Here is a 14,900-nt window from a genome sequence, read left to right as displayed (position 1 = left end):
ATGTGCGCCCTAGCGCAGCCCTGCCATTTCGTCAGCCAATTTATCGATTGGCCCAAGTGCCTTGCGGAAATCATTCATGGCCGCCGCTGGACCAGCCTCGTCCACTTTCTCTGCCGATATCAAGACGGCGACCGCTTGCTGGTTGCCACCAAGCAATTTGGTCTTCACCGTTTCAAGCTTCACGGCCGATCCGCTACCGGTCAATATGTTCCCGACCCGATAAAAAGAATGCACATCCCGCACCACAGGACCGGGAGCAGTTATCTGTATGCCCTGACCTGATTCGGGAGCGGTCAGGTTGCGACTCCACGACCAATCGCTACCGGGATCGAAAGCGCCCTGTCCATAACCAACAATCTCACGGCCATCTTCCTGGCGATCATAGACTGCAATCGCTAGATCAACCTCGACACCACTGGACGCTTCGCGATACCGACCAAGCAATTGATGGTTGGCGCCATCAAATCGCGGTTGCCAGTCGAATTGGGGACGATAATCAATACGCTCCCAACCAGCAACTGCTGGTAAAGCAATCTTGTCCGGCACCGAAGAGCCTTGTGCGGCCAGGGCTGATGTCCAGAGCACGGGTGCAGCACCCATCAGTGCCATCACAATCATCGCGTTACGCGGCGATAGCTTTGACTGATCAGTCGAGTTTCGCGCGATTGCATCGCCATCAATTATCGATGCGTCAATCTTGCGATCGAAAAACGGCCAACCAACGGCCATCACCAAAGCGAGGACAAATGCAAAGAAGAACCAGCCGTAGAAAATATGGTCAAAGCCAGTGGCAAAATCGATGGTTGTGTGATGCGCGATATAGATAGTTCCAAACGCGCGAATGCCATTGGCGATGATTGGCACTGCGAGCGCGGCGATCATGAAAACCGTTCGCCGCCGCCAGCTTTGGAAGCAAATGTTGCTGACCAATGCTCCATAAGCGACCATCGCAATCAGGAACTTAACCCCCGAACATGCCTCTGCTACTTCAAAATACCCCGTAGGTGTCGAAATAAAAACGCCATCGATGAAAGCCGGAATATTTGCCCAACCGAGGAAAACCATCGACATTTTCGCAGTGATAGTCTGCAACAACGGCACAAATTCCTCACCAAATGGTACAAGGAAAAAACTGTAAAATATGGGAAAAATCAAACCCAGCATCACCTTGCGACCCAGCAAAGTTATCACTGCGCCCTGCAGCATCATGATCAGGCCCAGTTGACGGGCAAAAGACACTCCAGCCGCTTCACCAAGAAACCAGCCGATCGCCGCTGCACCGGTCCACCACAGTCCGGGAGCCCAGATAGAAGGGGTGATCTTTATCAGTTCCTCGCGTCGCTGGTAGACCAGCCAGAAAATGATCGGACCTATTAAAAGACAATGATTATAGGTCGAAACATTCCACCAAGCGTCCAGCATCGCCAGACCGTCCCGCCAGAACAGGATCAATATTACGGCAACTGCAAAACCCAACAGACGGAGATGCTTTCTCCAAAGGACTGTTTTTGATGCCACTGAGCGCCCATCCAATTTGTGATTAATGGCTGCACTGCTCATCTGGCTGCCTCAACAGGTTCCCGCTCGTCGATGCCGCAAAGCTTGGCGATATTGGCTAGCTGCTTGTTCCAACTATAGTTCGAACGGATCAGTTCGCTCGCTCGTTCGCCAAGTGCTTTCGCCTTTCCAAGGTCTGACAATAGATCACAAACCAGCATTGCTTCATGCTGCGCATCGTCAGCAACGTGAAAATGCTGACCATCGATGGCAGCAATACCCTGTGCGGCCGGAGCGGAGGCCACGACAGCTTTGCCCATCGCCATGGCCTCAAGAACCTTATTTTGTATCCCACGTGCGATGCGAAGCGGCGCTACCACAACATCGGCGGCCTTCAGCCAGCAGCGAATGTCGTCAACGCTGCCGATCACCAACGTGCCATTCAATCCATCGAGACGCGAAACTTCTGGCGTGGGAGCACGTCCAACAATAGCGAACCGCGTATCAGGGTGTTGCTCAAGAATTTTGGGCATAACCTCTTTAGCAAAACTGATAACAGCTTCAACATTCGGGCGATAATCCATCTGGCCTGTAAAAATGATCAGCGGCCTGCCATTGGGGAGTTCAGCTGCAAGCACCTTTTCCTGATCATAGAATTCTAGATCAATTCCGTTGCCGACTGCTATCACCTTTTGATGATCAAGACCCGAGCGTTGCCGGAACAACTGCGCTTCGGCTTCACTGACGAAGAGCGAATGGTCAGCGCGTTCACCAATCTGCTTTTCAAAATCCCTTAAAAGCCTGCCTTCGCGACGATTGACCCTGGTCATTAGACCAGACCCTTCACCGGCATAGCTTTCAAATTTTGCGCTATCGACATCGGCAAAGTCCATGATCACCCGGCCAGAAAAATCCGCTGGAATATATTGTGCCATCTGACCAGAGAATACGAAAATGCAGTCAATGGGACGTGTCTTCAAAATGTCGTCGACATAATTTTGGATTTCCGCGCTCTCAAAAGCGGTCAGCGAAACGGGCTTGCCCGACGCAATGGCTTCGATGCCTGCCCACCAATTGGGTTTGCTTCGACGGGCTATTCTCACCGTTGCGAGTAATCCCTTAACATCACACCATTCCGCTGCCTCAGTCTCGTCATCAGCAAAGCAAGCCAGATGCACCGGCCGATATGTAATCAGCTTTCGCAGAATATGGTGCGCGCGTATCTTGTCACCCCGATTGGGCGGCCAAGGTACACGGTGGGTCAGAAACAGGATCTCGCCCATCAGCCAAGGCCTTTGGCGATCAGCGGTCCCAGTCGATTTGCAATGGAAAGCGGCAATTTCTGCCACAGAGCGACTTGCAGCCGGTATTTCGGGCTCATCGGATTAACATCGCGCGCATCTTCGCCATCTGCCGTCCGGATGAAATAGGATAGCGGCTCTGGTTCAAAGCCCCAGTTTTTCTTGAAGGAATAGGCCCCGGTGCCCACCTTGGAACGACCAAAATCAAAGTGCTCACAGCCTCTTTCGCGGGCATGGTTCATCAATGCATAATACATCACATCATTGGCCCGCAGGCGGCGAGCATCGAAGGTTCCGCCGCCCCAATAGGGCATTACATTTCCCTTGTGATAAAGGCTTAGAACGCTCGCCACGGGCCTGTTATCCGCAAATATGGTTAGAATATCCGCATCCTCCCCGAAGGCTTCCAGAACCGCATCAAACAATGACTTTGGGAACACCGGCGTACCAAGATTCCGCACACTTTCTGCATAAACGGCATAGTGATCTGCTCGATCCTGTTCACCAACCCCGACACGAATGACAAGATCGTTGTTCAGTCCCTTGCGAATCTCTGCGCGTTGCTTGCGTGGAACAGCGAGCAATTGATCCTCATCATTACCCGCAAGTGCTCTAACAAAGCTTGCATAGATACCATCCTTATTTTGCCAATTGGCACCGGGATTGGGTCCGCCACGCAGCTCAATGGACGGGAAACTGTGCCTTTCGGCAAAGTTCCATGCAGCTTGTGCGAGTGTTTGTGTAGCCTGATCACTTTGTCCCAATATACCCCCGCCGACAGCGAAACCGGACGATACCAATGCGCGACCGAATAGCGCGGAATGGATCAGGTGGAGCGGCAATAGCGCCTCTATCTCTCCGTGACCGTTTTCTGCCAACAAGTAGCACCAATCATGGCCGCTAGCCTTTGCAATGGCCAAAAGCCAGGCCGGTCGATGAAAAGCCGTGCCTTGGACATGATCGCTGACAAATTTGTCGATGCGGGCTATTTCGTTCGGATCATCCTGTGCCAAAACACGAACGTTCAGAACCCGAGGAGAGAATGGCATATTCATATCGCAAGTTCCGCCTCTAACGCGGCTAGCTCATCAACCCTGCCCCAGCGAAAATCTTTGCCAACACGGACCAGTTTAGCTCGCATGGCTTCAAGCTTGGTATAGTGGCGAAGCTTTGATTTCAGCGGCGCATTGCCAACCCGTGGTTGTTTCGGATCGATTTCCCAGGGATGGAAATAGAAAATTGCTCCACGTCCGTCATCTTTATGCATTTTGCGGATTGCGCGATCATAAACAGCATAGGGGAGCAGTCGAAAGAAACCGCCTCCACCTGACGCTAGAACACGGTTTGCAACTTTAACGGTCGTGACCGGAAGTTCGATTAGATTCGAACCTACAACAGGTTTCCAGGCGAAACGCGGTGAACCGGCCCAACCATAATGGTCGTGCTTGATCGGCGCGACACTGGATGAATAGCGATAACCTTGTTCAGCCAATATCTCATGCGCCCATGGTGTCCGTTGATCGATAGAGAAGCTGGGCGCACGATAGCCGGTCACTGCTTGTCCGGTACTGTCTTCCAGAATTTTACGGCTATGCGCCAGATCATCCCGAAACTGATCGGCGGACATTGTGAAAACGCGCGCATGATCATAGCCATGGCTGGCCACCTCATGCCCGGCAGCAATGATGCGCTGCATGAGCTTTGGATAGCGTTCTGCTACCCAGCCCAGCGTAAAAAAGGTTGCCTTGATGCCAACTTCATCAAATAGCTCGAGAACTTGATCGCTATTGCGTTCAACGCGATGTTCTAAACTGTCCCAGTCGGCACGGTCGATGACGGTTTCAAAGGCGCCAACCTGAAACCAGTCTTCGATATCCACTGACATGGCGTTGAAAAAAGCATTGTCTTCTCTCGCCTTGTTGATGGGTTCAGGCCGCGCGTCCTGCATTGACATAGCTTTCCTTGCTTCGGATATCGCTTTCGACCCAATCCACCAGCATCGTCAAGATGTGGTGCAGATGTTCTTCCTGACCAGCCATCCGAGCTTCCATCTCGGCTAGCCGTTCAGCTATTGCTTCGACTGCCGCTGTGTCGGTTTTCTCTTCCACGGGCGCTGACGCCTTTTCGGGCTTCTCCATGGCAACAGGCGGAGCGGATACGGTCTCGGCAACGGGTTCCGCGCTTTTAAACGGCAAAACGTCATGTTCGGACGATGCCACTTCTTCTTCGGTCGGAACTGACGGTTCCGCAACGGTAGCAACAACCGATGCGGCAGATTCCGATACAACCTCTGTTTCAGGTGCCGCTGGGGACTGACCGGAACGTGCCGGCTTTTCCCATAAGGGACTCTTCGCTGCGGGAAGATCGGCTTCCATTTCGGGTTCTGCTATATCAATTTGTTCACCGTTCAAATCCGCAAGCACACGTCCAACGAGCGATTGGTCAATCAGTTCGGCCTGTTCAACTGCTCCCATCAACATAACTCTGCTCATCAACGTGTTGATCTTGCGCGGAACCCCTTCGGTTTCGCTATAGAGCAGGGAAAACACGTCGGATGTGATTTTCGGACGGCCAGACCAACCACTTCTGGATAACCGGTGGGTTATGTATGGCTCAATCTCATGCGATTCCATGGGTTCGAGATGATGATGCGCGATAACGCGCTGGCGTAGTTGCTCCAATCGATCAGACCCTTGCAGCAGATCACGAAACTCCGGCTGACCGAGCAAAAAAATCTGAAGCAGAGCCTGCCCGCCCAATTGGAAATTCGAGAGCATGCGCAGCTCTTCCAGAGCACCTGTCGGCAGGTTTTGCGACTCATCGACGATCAGCAGGCAACGCCGGCCGGCCCTGGCTTCTGCATGTAAAAACTCTTCAAAAGCACTCAGCAACTGAGCCTTGTCCATGTCGTCTGTATCAATATCAAAGTTATTCGCGACCACACGAACGATGTCTTTGCTATCCAGCTTGGTGGTAACGATATTGGCGGCCGTGAGGCGCTCTGTATCAATCGTCGCCATCAAATGACTTACTAGTGTGGTTTTGCCCGCACCAACATCACCCGTGATAACAATGAAACCTTCACCTTGGGCCAGACCGTAACCGAGATAGGACAAAGCCTTCCGGTGGGTCAGGCTCTCAAAATAATAATGCGGATCAGGGGTCAGCTGGAAAGGCCGACTTTTCAGTCCATAAAAAGTTTCATACATTCTGGTTTCTCCCACCCACTTTTGCGGTGACCTGTTTAAAATTCATATTGCAGCCCAAGCAAGGCAGAGGCCGTGAGTTCACTGTCAAAGCCATCCTGCTGAAAGCTGTCCAGGCCAACCGCTGCTGTCCCGGTCAAACCCGGAATGATCTGACGATAATAGGCGGCGTTGGCTCCCAGAGCGAGTACGTTGGGTGCACCCGCAAAACCGCTGTCGAGCAGATTGGCATAGACATTGGTGTCAAAACTGGAGCGCGCATCCAGCTGGCGACCGATTGACAGATTGGCGTAGTAATTCTCGTCCACAAGCCCATCGACAGCCGATAATCCGCCCAATTGTGCGGCAAAGAACCGACGGCGCGAATAGCCCGCTGCGACGGCTGCATTCCAGCCATTATAGCTATAAGCCAGCTGCGCGTTCACACCGCGCGCGCGGAACGATGAAGATGCCGCCGATTGCAGCGCATCGTTGAAACACAGGCTGCTCGACTGCCCGAAGGCGCATCCGTTTAACTCGCCGCTCAATGGATTCCGACTGCTGGAAAAACTGGTGCCAAGAGACGCCAGATTATCGTTCAGCAAGTTGCCAAAACCCGACACCGTATCGTAGACTGAAACATTCAGTGACGTATTCTCGTTCGGTTGATAGCCAAGGCTACCGGCATAGGTCGTGCTACCATAGCGACGCCCGACACGCGCTTCGAGAGATGTCCGTCTGCTAGGCCGCCACAATACTCCAGCATCCCAGATCAAACCGTCCTGATCATATGATAAAAGACGCGGTGATGCTTCATCGGTGACCAAACGACCGTCATTATCGATCACAGGGTCGCCATTCACATCGCGCAGTGCATCACGTTCCGAAATCTCGATATCTTCATAGCCAACACCACCAACAAGAGCGACAGTCGGCGTAACGGGAACCGTGACATCGGCGCGGACATATTTACCCTCGAACCGCTGGTCCAGTTGGCCAGCATCTTCGCGTTCATAGCCCGCCCCGACGGACCAACCAAATGGCAGTTCACCCGGGCGCATTCCAACACTGGCGCTGGCTGAGTGGCTTACCGAGTCGTCGAAAATATCAATCGGCAGCTGACCTGGCGGTAATATGCCCGTATCTTCGCTTTCAACCTTGGTATAGCCGACACGATAATTGGCATTCACATCCAATGCACCGATATTGGTCGACAAGGACGGTCCAGCATAAACCGAATAGACCTGCGTCACATTGTCGATATTTCCGACCGTGTTCGATGGCGCAGCACCTCGAATATCGATGCGGCTACGTGTCGCAATACCGCCAGCTTCTAATGCTAATATGTTTGGAACGATTTGCACACTACCACGCGCCAAGCCGCTCAAAATGTCATCATCACCAATATTGTCCTGATAGAAAAAGCGCCGCTCATAGCGCAGATTCACTTGCGCTTCCGCTCGGCGAGTCTGGATCGATGTCTCAATTCCGGCTGCAACTGCTGTATAGGTAAGCACGTCTGAACCATTTTTGAGATCGGCAACGAGGACCTGTTGCACTTCAAGATAAGGCGTAACTTCGACGTTCCGATCCCGCGCTTGCACCGGCTGTACCGCCATGATCATCAGCGGCGAAACAATCGCTCCGATTTTCATAATACGTTTGGGTTGAGGGCTGATCACTTTTGCTCTCCATATCCATAATAGGATCCAAAGCTCCGCCCTGTTGGCGAGAATTTCGTGCCGTTCAGGAGCAATTGGATATTGTCACAGCCAGCCATCAGGCTAAGCGCATCGCGCAGGGCTGTTTCGGTTGTTTCATCTGCTTTTACGATCATCACCACCTGCCCGACATGGGTCGCAAGCACGGAAGCCGGTGATGCTGACAATGCCGGTGGTGAATCAAAAATAACAATCCGGCTGGGGTTATGCTGGGTTAACTGATTAAGCACATCCTGCGTACGCGAAGAGGCCAGATATTCGGTATCAGCATTAGTTTGCTCACCCGCTGGTAGAATAGCGAGACCGGCAATATCAGTATGAATTATGCACTGCTCGACCGGCAACTGCGGATCGGCCAATGCATCCATCAATCCCTTGCTGCCTTCCAGACCAAGGCTGGACAAAATACTGGGCTTAGCAAAATCAGCGTCGACAAGGAGCACTTCATTGTCTTTCTCGGCGGCAATCGAAAGCGCCAGATTCAATGCGCAAAAGGTCTTGCCTTCGTTCGGATGGGCTGAGCAAATCAAAATGCGCTCGCCATGCGGCAAAGCCGCCTGTTTGTTGGTGCCCTTGGCCGCCATCAGCAGTTGGCGTTTGATAATCCGGAATTCTTCGGAAATACCGGTGACTGGTCCATCAGGGACAACAAAGCCTGCTTCTCGAAGTTTGTCGCGATCAACTATGACCCGCGGGCCATCATAGGCCGGCTGATTTCGGGCCGGTGTCCGCACGACTTGCTGTGGTTTAGCCGCTTCCGGAACCAATATTTCAGGACCGTAATTCTGTTCAGGACCGCCTGTTTTAGAGGGGACATAGTCATAGACTTGCGCCGCGCGCTCCAGCAGCGAACTCGGTTTATTGAGGGGATTATATTTGTTCATGTTCTCTCCTCAAGCAACCATGCCGCGCTGGATAAACTCCACGACCATCAACAGCGCAAAAACGCCGAACAGAGCCCCGCCGGCGCTATAAAAGAGCCGCATTTTTTTCTGCCGGATAACCCTCTGACTGCTCGTCAGAATCTGTGAAACTGAGCCAATGACAGGCAGTCCGCTCGCCTTTTCAAGCTTGGCTGACGTTGGATAGCTGGTCTGCAATTGTCCCATGGCGAAGGCCGCACCGACACCGCCGCCAATGCCGACGAACAATACCATCGCAAGCAAAAGAGGCCGGTTAGGAGCCGCTGGCGAGCGTGGGCTGGAAGGTGGGTCAATAACCTTGAACTTAACCGAGTCCGTTTCCGATTCGACCTGTCCGCGCAATTTGATCTGTTCGCGATCCTGCAGCATCTTGTCATACTGGTTTTTCAACACCTCGTAATCGCGATTAATCCGTGCCATTTCTGCAGCGACACCGGGTTCCAAAGACTGTTTCGATGACAGCTGCGCCATGTCTGCCTGGATGGCATTTTTGCGTGCCTGCAGGGCGGCTACTGATGCTTGCCGCTCCGCCCTCATGCTTTGCAATGAACTGTAGGCCGGATTTGGCGTTCGGTAGGACGAACTGCCCGAATCATTCGGTTGCGCAGCTACTTGGGCGCGGAGTGCAGCGATCTGGCTCTTCATAGCAATGATATCTGGATGGCTATCGGTCCATCCTCGTGCTCGCGCAGAGGCCAGTTGGCCTTGTGCCTGCGCCAGTTGGCCACGCGCGCCACCACCGGAACTGGCACCGCCGAATCCGGGAGTCGCGATAGTGGGCGGTGTTCCAGCTAGCTGACCATTCAACGCCGCCAGTGAACTGGAAGCGGAAGCCAATTGTGATTCAATCTGACTGAGTTCGGCGCGCGACGCCTCGATCCGCTGACTGATCGACCCAACGCCAGGCAGAAGCCCCAAATTTTCCGTCTCGAATTGAACCCGTTTTTGTTCGGCTTCCTGAAGGTCCTTCTCCCTTGACGCGAGTTGCGCATCAAGAAACTTCAAAGTCTGACTGGTTTCATCCCGGTCACCGGACAGATTTTCTTCCACGAAAATATCAATCATCTTCTGCACGATTTCACGGGATAGAACCGCGTTTTCGGCATCCGAAAGATTGCCGACCGATGCATTCGCGGTAATTTCGAAAAGATTGTCCTTTTCCGATTTAATCTCGATATTCTTGCGCAGCATCTCGACCTTTCCGGCCAATTCGCGATCACTGGCAACGGAAAGGTTCAAATCCGTTCCGCGGACTACTTTTTCCAGATTGATGGTCGACGCCAGCGTTTCCTGAACCCGGTCCATATTTCTTTTGCGGTCGCGCGTTTCGATGCCAACCTTGTCTGAGAGGATGGACTGCATTTCGACAAACACGCGAGCTTTGGATTGGTAGCTATTCGGGATCAACGCGACGACCAGCCAGCCGAACAGGCAAATACTCCAGGCGACCGCCAATGCCAGCCAGCGCCTGTTCCAGACGCTGTGCAATGCTATTCGAAATTCGTCATAAAGGCCGTTCATCAGTCTTTTCGATCCCTGTAGGTTTGCGGCACGGGCGTATTAAAACATGCTCTTTGGGATAATGATTACATCGCCGGGACGAAGCATGACGTTGGCCTTGGTCTGCCCGCGGTCGAGCAGGTCACCAATGCGCAGGGCATATTCCTGCTGCTTGCCAGTCCCGCGATTATAGCGGACCAGTCGCGCCTTATTGCCGGATGCGAATTCAGACAGGCCGCCCACAGCAATCATCGCATCAAGCAGAGTCATATTCGCACGATAAGGAATCGAAGCTGGTTTCTCGGTTGCACCGACCACGCGAATTTGCTGAGAAAAAGTACCCGAAAAATTGTTGACGATGACCGACACGAGCGGCTCGTTGATATATTCCGACAATTGCAATTTCAGGTCTTCGGCCAACATGGCGGGTGTTTTGCCAACGGCAGGCATATCGGTAATCAAAGGCGTCGTAATCCGTCCGTCGGGGCGCACCTGAACCTTTGCGCCGAGTTCTGGGTTGCGCCAGACAAAAATTGTCAACTCGTCCAACGGCCCGATAACATATTCTTCACCGGGTCCTTCTTGCATCGAGACAAAGGACGCTGGTGGCAGCTGGGGACCTGAAGAGGCACTCGAACATCCAGCAAGCACCAAAGAGGCTAAGCCAGCACCGATCATATATTTCGGTAGCTTTTTAAATTTGAACGCAGCAGTCATTTTCTTTTCCTCGCAAACAGCCGTCGCTGAACAACCGATTCCACAGGGAAATCGGCCAATCACGCATGGTCACGAGAATGCTATCGGCGAAAATAGTGAAGATAGCGTTAGGATTGATTGAAATAAGGGTTAATATTTGGCTGTTTTTATGGGATTGCGGATTCTCGGCAGCTCAACTGACCAGGATTTCCTTAGCCGGTCCTTGCCCTAAAAAATTCGCAGGGCTCGCAGTAGCCCCATAAGCGCCAGCGCAGAATATCACCACAACATCGCCCACCTGTGCCATTGGCATCTCTGACCGATCGCTAAGCAAATCGAGCGGTGTGCAGAGACAACCGACAATTGAGACCACTTCGTCGGACGGTTGGTCAAAGCGGGTCGCAATAGCAGCCGGATAATTCCGCCTGATAACCGTCCCGAAATTACCGCTTGCAGCCAATTGATGATGCAATCCGCCGTCGGTCACCAAAAATATCTCGCCCTGACTCTCTTTGCGATCGACGATTCGGGTGAGGTAGAACCCCGCCTCTCCGACAAGATAGCGCCCGAGTTCCAGTGCAAATTGCGTTTTTGTCAAAATGTCGGGCAGATTGGTCAATTGCTTTCTCAGAGCATCGCCAATGTGCTCCACATCAACAGGTTCGTCGCCCGGAAAGTAAGGAATTCCGAAGCCGCCACCCAGATTGACATGTTCTGGTCTATGGCCGATCTCTTCTGACAGCCGCGCTGCCAATGATATGGTCTGCGCCTGGGTTTCGATTATCGCTTCCGCTTTTAAAGCCTGTGAGCCGGCGAATATATGCAATCCGCGCCAATGTGCGCCGGCTTTCAAAATCTCATGGACGGTAGGCGCCACCAGTTCGACATCCATCCCAAATGGCTTTGCCCCGCCGCCCATTTTCATGCCAGACCCTTTCAGGTCAAAGTCAGGATTAACGCGGATGGCAAGTCGCGGCTCCAATCCCGCCTCGGCCCCAATAGCCAAAGCGCGATCACATTCGCTGGGCGACTCAATATTAATCGTCACCCCTGCCTCAATGGCTGCTCGCAATTCATCGTCGCGTTTTCCAGGACCGGCAAAGCTGATTTTCTCGGCTTTGGCGCCTGCTTTCAAGGCCAAGGCCAACTCGCCGCCGGAGGCAATGTCAATTCCATCTGCCAACCCGATCATATGCGAAAGCACAGGTGCGTAAGGATTGGCCTTCATCGCATAATGAATATGCAAGGACGCTGGCATGGCACTCCGCAAAGACTTCATCCGCAAGTCCAGGAGACTTTTCGAATAAACGAATAGAGGTGAGCCGTGCTCAGCGACCAATGCGCTCGTTTTCACGCTGCTTATCGCAAGCTCACCATCAAGACTCTCATAGCCTGCGGGAATCGGACCTGTCGGTTTGACCTTACTCATGATTTTTCATTCTCTGCCAAAGCGTTGCGGTCTATCTTGCCATTCGGATTTTTTGGAAACTCATTCAATATTCGTATATCGCGCGGGTGCATAAAATTGGGTAAATTCTGCTTCAGATATTTTCGTAATTCTTGCTCTATGTCATGGTGTTCCGATGGATCGGTAGCGCGAACAAACAGACAGATAGCATGACCCAAAAGCTCGTCAGCGACCCCGATAGCAACGGCTTCGCTGACCAATCCGGACTCCACCGCAACTTCTTCAATTTCAGTTGGGCTGATCCGATTGCCGGAGCTCTTGATCATATTGTCAGTCCGCCCAACAAAATAGAGCAGTCCATCGGCATCTCTTCGAACCGTATCACCGGACCAGACCGCCGTCCCGCCATATTCGGATTCATCTGGTGCAGGCTTGAAACGATCAGCCGTTCGTTCCGAATCCCGCCAGTATCCCTTGGCTACCAGTGGACCGGCATGTACCAATTCCCCTTCCTCGCCAGGGGCGGCTATGGCACCATTGGCGTCAACCACCATGATTTCGGCGAAGGGAATGGCAGTTCCCATGCTGGTGGGATTATCATCGATTAGCGCCGGATCGAGATAGGTTGACCGAAATGCCTCGGTCAGACCATACATCGCGTATATATCCGTCCGATCGCCAAATATCGCCCGTAATCGTCTGACCAATGACGGTGTCAAAGCCCCTCCACTATTGGTCAGTCGCCGCATGGAATCCACCGCTTCACCTGACCAATCCTGATCGACAAGTTGCACCCAAAGCGGCGGAACGGCGGCCAGAGTTGTGATGCTATTGCGCGCGCAAGCCTTGGTAACGTCCCGCGGCATCAGATAATCAAGGGGATAGGAGCAGCCACCAGCATACCAGGTGGATAATAGCTGATTCTGCCCATAGTCGAAACTTAGCGGCAGCACGCATAAAGTTCGATCATCAGGATTCAGCTTCAGATAATGCGCAACGCTCATTGCACCCAGGCTAAGATTGGCATTGGTCAGCATGACGCCTTTGGGCCGCCCCGTCGATCCGCTGGTATATAATATCGCAGCCAATGTTTCACTGTCTGAATCAATCATACCGGATTCCAATGGATCGGTTATCGCTTCCATGTCGGACACGACCTCTTCATCTTCCCGGATTTTGCGATCTGGATCTAAAGGCTTGTCTTCAAGAGACTTCAGCCGTCCCTTGTTAGTAACAAGCAACCTGGCACCGCTGTCAGCGACAATATGCTGCACTTGTGCGGGCTTCAAAACAGGATTGATCGGCACATGCACCAAACCCGCCCTGACCGCTGCCAGCGGCATGATACAGGCCAGTTCTGTCTTAGGCAGCCACGTCGCAACCCGGTCGCCCGGATAAAAATCCTGCCGCAAAAGCCAGCGGGCCAGCAGACCAACACGATGATTTAACATCTTGTAGCTAAGAGAGCCCTGGCGCGTAATCAATGCCGTCGCCTCTGGATCCTTGCCAATAGCAAGGCGGTCCAGCGGGAACGGAGAATTTGTAATGGGCTTGTTCAAATGCTTGTACCTATGGGAAAAAGAACAAAATTGTGACAGACATGACCTTGGCTATGAACAGTGAATATCACGATAACTTCCAGTCTGTGCAAGCGGTAGCTGGGGAAAAACTTGGTCGAGCGGATCAGCGATCGCTTTTTGACCGGCTGGAATGGTTGCGTCACCTGCATGAACTCTGCCTACCCGGCCATAAACCTCTTATTGTTCAAAGCGCAGAAGGCGACGCGCAAGCCTGGCTTTTCCTGATGAAAAAGGGTCTGGGCCGCTATACCGCTCTCGCCAACTGGTACAATTTTACCTATCGTCCGATTTTTGCCGGTGACTATGATGAGGTCACCAAACTAGCCTTGCTTGCCACTATTGCCAAAACATTATCCTCTCATTCCCATCGCGTTGAGATAGCTCCCGTTCCCGAGGAAGATCTCACCGCCAGCCTCACCGAACGCGCTTTTGAACAGGCCGGCTGGCTGGTTTTCAAATCCAAGGCCGATGACAATCATATCCTGTCCATCAACGGCCGCACTTTCGATCAATATTGGGCCGATCGCCCGGGCCGATTGCGCAATACTGTCCGGCGAAAGGCCAAAAAAAACATCGTGTCCATTCGCATTGAAACCGAATTTTCCGAAGAACATTGGGATGACTATCTCGATGTCTACGCAAAAAGCTGGAAACCGGAGGAAGGCAATCCCGATTTCCTGAAAAACCTAGCCAAACGCGAGGCAGAAGCCGGATGTTTGCGCCTTGGCCTTGCCTATATCGATGGTAGGCCGGTCGCGGCACAATTCTGGACAGTCGAGAATGACGAAGCGCTGATCCACAAACTCGCCCATGTCGAGGAAGCAACAAAATCATCGCCCGGCACCTTGTTGTCCGTTGCCATGTTTCAACGCGTTATCGACGTGGATCGCGTAAAAATAGTCGACTTCGGCACTGGCAATGATTCGTACAAACGCGAATGGATGGAAGATGTTCGTCCTCGCTATCGTCTAGAGATGTTTTGGCCCAACAACCCCCTTTCTTGGCTATCTATCCTCAGATACCATATGTCTGCTCTTGTAGGAAAGCCTTGATCCCTTTAGGGAAGCGCCGTTGTCCGGAGTCGGGGGT

12 protein-coding genes are annotated in these 14,900 nt (G+C 52.6%); 1 reads left to right on the top strand and 11 read right to left on the bottom strand.

Features of this window, described 5'->3' with window-relative positions:
- Positions 1-9 precede the first annotated feature (9 nt).
- The 11 genes from xrtA to ACO6S1_RS16170 all read right to left on the bottom strand — a co-directional run bounded on the left by xrtA (position 10) and on the right by ACO6S1_RS16170 (position 13,790).
- The gene (xrtA, locus tag ACO6S1_RS16220; RefSeq protein WP_422343601.1) at positions 10-1,560 is read right to left on the bottom strand and encodes an exosortase A; all 1,551 of its coding nucleotides are present in this window, start codon (positions 1,558-1,560) and stop codon (positions 10-12) included.
- Complete coding sequence (locus ACO6S1_RS16215; protein WP_422343600.1) at positions 1,557-2,780, bottom strand: TIGR03087 family PEP-CTERM/XrtA system glycosyltransferase; 1,224 nt, start codon at positions 2,778-2,780, stop codon at positions 1,557-1,559. Before ACO6S1_RS16215 ends, xrtA begins: the two co-directional genes overlap by 4 nt.
- The gene (locus tag ACO6S1_RS16210; protein WP_422343599.1) at positions 2,780-3,853 is read right to left on the bottom strand and encodes a FemAB family XrtA/PEP-CTERM system-associated protein; all 1,074 of its coding nucleotides are present in this window, start codon (positions 3,851-3,853) and stop codon (positions 2,780-2,782) included. Before ACO6S1_RS16210 ends, ACO6S1_RS16215 begins: the two co-directional genes overlap by 1 nt.
- Positions 3,850-4,746 carry an XrtA system polysaccharide deacetylase gene (locus ACO6S1_RS16205; protein ID WP_422346218.1) on the bottom strand — a complete coding sequence of 299 codons (897 nt, stop codon included), beginning with the start codon at positions 4,744-4,746 and terminating at the stop codon, positions 3,850-3,852. The genes ACO6S1_RS16210 and ACO6S1_RS16205 overlap by 4 nt, the downstream gene beginning before the upstream one ends.
- Positions 4,727-6,007 (bottom strand): XrtA/PEP-CTERM system-associated ATPase, encoded by a 1,281-nt coding sequence (locus ACO6S1_RS16200; protein WP_422343598.1) that lies wholly within the window; start codon positions 6,005-6,007, stop codon positions 4,727-4,729. Before ACO6S1_RS16200 ends, ACO6S1_RS16205 begins: the two co-directional genes overlap by 20 nt.
- Before the next feature lie 35 nt (positions 6,008-6,042).
- Positions 6,043-7,665, bottom strand: coding sequence for a hypothetical protein (locus tag ACO6S1_RS16195; RefSeq protein WP_422343597.1), 1,623 nt, complete (start codon positions 7,663-7,665; stop codon positions 6,043-6,045).
- Positions 7,662-8,588 carry an AAA family ATPase gene (locus tag ACO6S1_RS16190; RefSeq protein WP_422343596.1) on the bottom strand — a complete coding sequence of 309 codons (927 nt, stop codon included), beginning with the start codon at positions 8,586-8,588 and terminating at the stop codon, positions 7,662-7,664. The genes ACO6S1_RS16195 and ACO6S1_RS16190 overlap by 4 nt, the downstream gene beginning before the upstream one ends.
- A 9-nt stretch (positions 8,589-8,597) precedes the next feature.
- Positions 8,598-10,148 carry an XrtA system polysaccharide chain length determinant gene (locus ACO6S1_RS16185; RefSeq protein WP_422343595.1) on the bottom strand — a complete coding sequence of 517 codons (1,551 nt, stop codon included), beginning with the start codon at positions 10,146-10,148 and terminating at the stop codon, positions 8,598-8,600.
- Between the two features lie 39 nt (positions 10,149-10,187).
- Positions 10,188-10,805 (bottom strand): XrtA/PEP-CTERM system exopolysaccharide export protein, encoded by a 618-nt coding sequence (locus ACO6S1_RS16180; RefSeq protein WP_422346217.1) that lies wholly within the window; start codon positions 10,803-10,805, stop codon positions 10,188-10,190.
- Between the two features lie 211 nt (positions 10,806-11,016).
- Positions 11,017-12,252 (bottom strand): pyridoxal-dependent decarboxylase, exosortase A system-associated, encoded by a 1,236-nt coding sequence (locus ACO6S1_RS16175; RefSeq protein WP_422343594.1) that lies wholly within the window; start codon positions 12,250-12,252, stop codon positions 11,017-11,019.
- On the bottom strand, positions 12,249-13,790 hold the full coding sequence (locus ACO6S1_RS16170; RefSeq protein ID WP_422343593.1) for an acyl-CoA ligase (AMP-forming), exosortase A system-associated: 1,542 nt from the start codon (positions 13,788-13,790) through the stop codon (positions 12,249-12,251). Before ACO6S1_RS16170 ends, ACO6S1_RS16175 begins: the two co-directional genes overlap by 4 nt.
- Positions 13,791-13,831: 41 nt before the next feature.
- Here ACO6S1_RS16170 and ACO6S1_RS16165 point away from each other — a divergent pair, with 41 nt between their 5' ends.
- Complete coding sequence (locus ACO6S1_RS16165) at positions 13,832-14,863, top strand: GNAT family N-acetyltransferase (protein ID WP_422346216.1); 1,032 nt, start codon at positions 13,832-13,834, stop codon at positions 14,861-14,863.
- The last annotated feature ends 37 nt before the right edge of the window (positions 14,864-14,900 follow it).

The sequence above is a fragment of the Parasphingorhabdus sp. genome (assembly GCF_965233695.1).
GTDB lineage: Bacteria > Pseudomonadota > Alphaproteobacteria > Sphingomonadales > Sphingomonadaceae > Parasphingorhabdus.
The sequence above is the reverse complement of the archived record's forward strand: the minus strand, read 5'-3'. Positions and strand labels throughout refer to the sequence as shown.

Bases quoted from the DNA above. Each gene is read 5' to 3' on its own strand.
- ACO6S1_RS16210 (WP_422343599.1), bottom strand. From the start codon at position 3,853: ATGAATATGCCATTCTCTCCTCGGGTTCTGAACGTTCGTGTTTTGGCA.
- ACO6S1_RS16190 (WP_422343596.1), bottom strand. From the start codon at position 8,588: ATGAACAAATATAATCCCCTCAATAAACCGAGTTCGCTGCTGGAGCGC.
- ACO6S1_RS16180 (WP_422346217.1), bottom strand. From the start codon at position 10,805: ATGATCGGTGCTGGCTTAGCCTCTTTGGTGCTTGCTGGATGTTCGAGT.
- ACO6S1_RS16215 (WP_422343600.1), bottom strand. From the start codon at position 2,780: ATGGGCGAGATCCTGTTTCTGACCCACCGTGTACCTTGGCCGCCCAAT.
- ACO6S1_RS16200 (WP_422343598.1), bottom strand. From the start codon at position 6,007: ATGTATGAAACTTTTTATGGACTGAAAAGTCGGCCTTTCCAGCTGACC.
- xrtA (WP_422343601.1), bottom strand. From the start codon at position 1,560: ATGAGCAGTGCAGCCATTAATCACAAATTGGATGGGCGCTCAGTGGCA.
- ACO6S1_RS16185 (WP_422343595.1), bottom strand. From the start codon at position 10,148: ATGAACGGCCTTTATGACGAATTTCGAATAGCATTGCACAGCGTCTGG.
- ACO6S1_RS16175 (WP_422343594.1), bottom strand. From the start codon at position 12,252: ATGAGTAAGGTCAAACCGACAGGTCCGATTCCCGCAGGCTATGAGAGT.
- ACO6S1_RS16205 (WP_422346218.1), bottom strand. From the start codon at position 4,746: ATGCAGGACGCGCGGCCTGAACCCATCAACAAGGCGAGAGAAGACAAT.
- ACO6S1_RS16165 (WP_422346216.1), top strand. From the start codon at position 13,832: ATGACCTTGGCTATGAACAGTGAATATCACGATAACTTCCAGTCTGTG.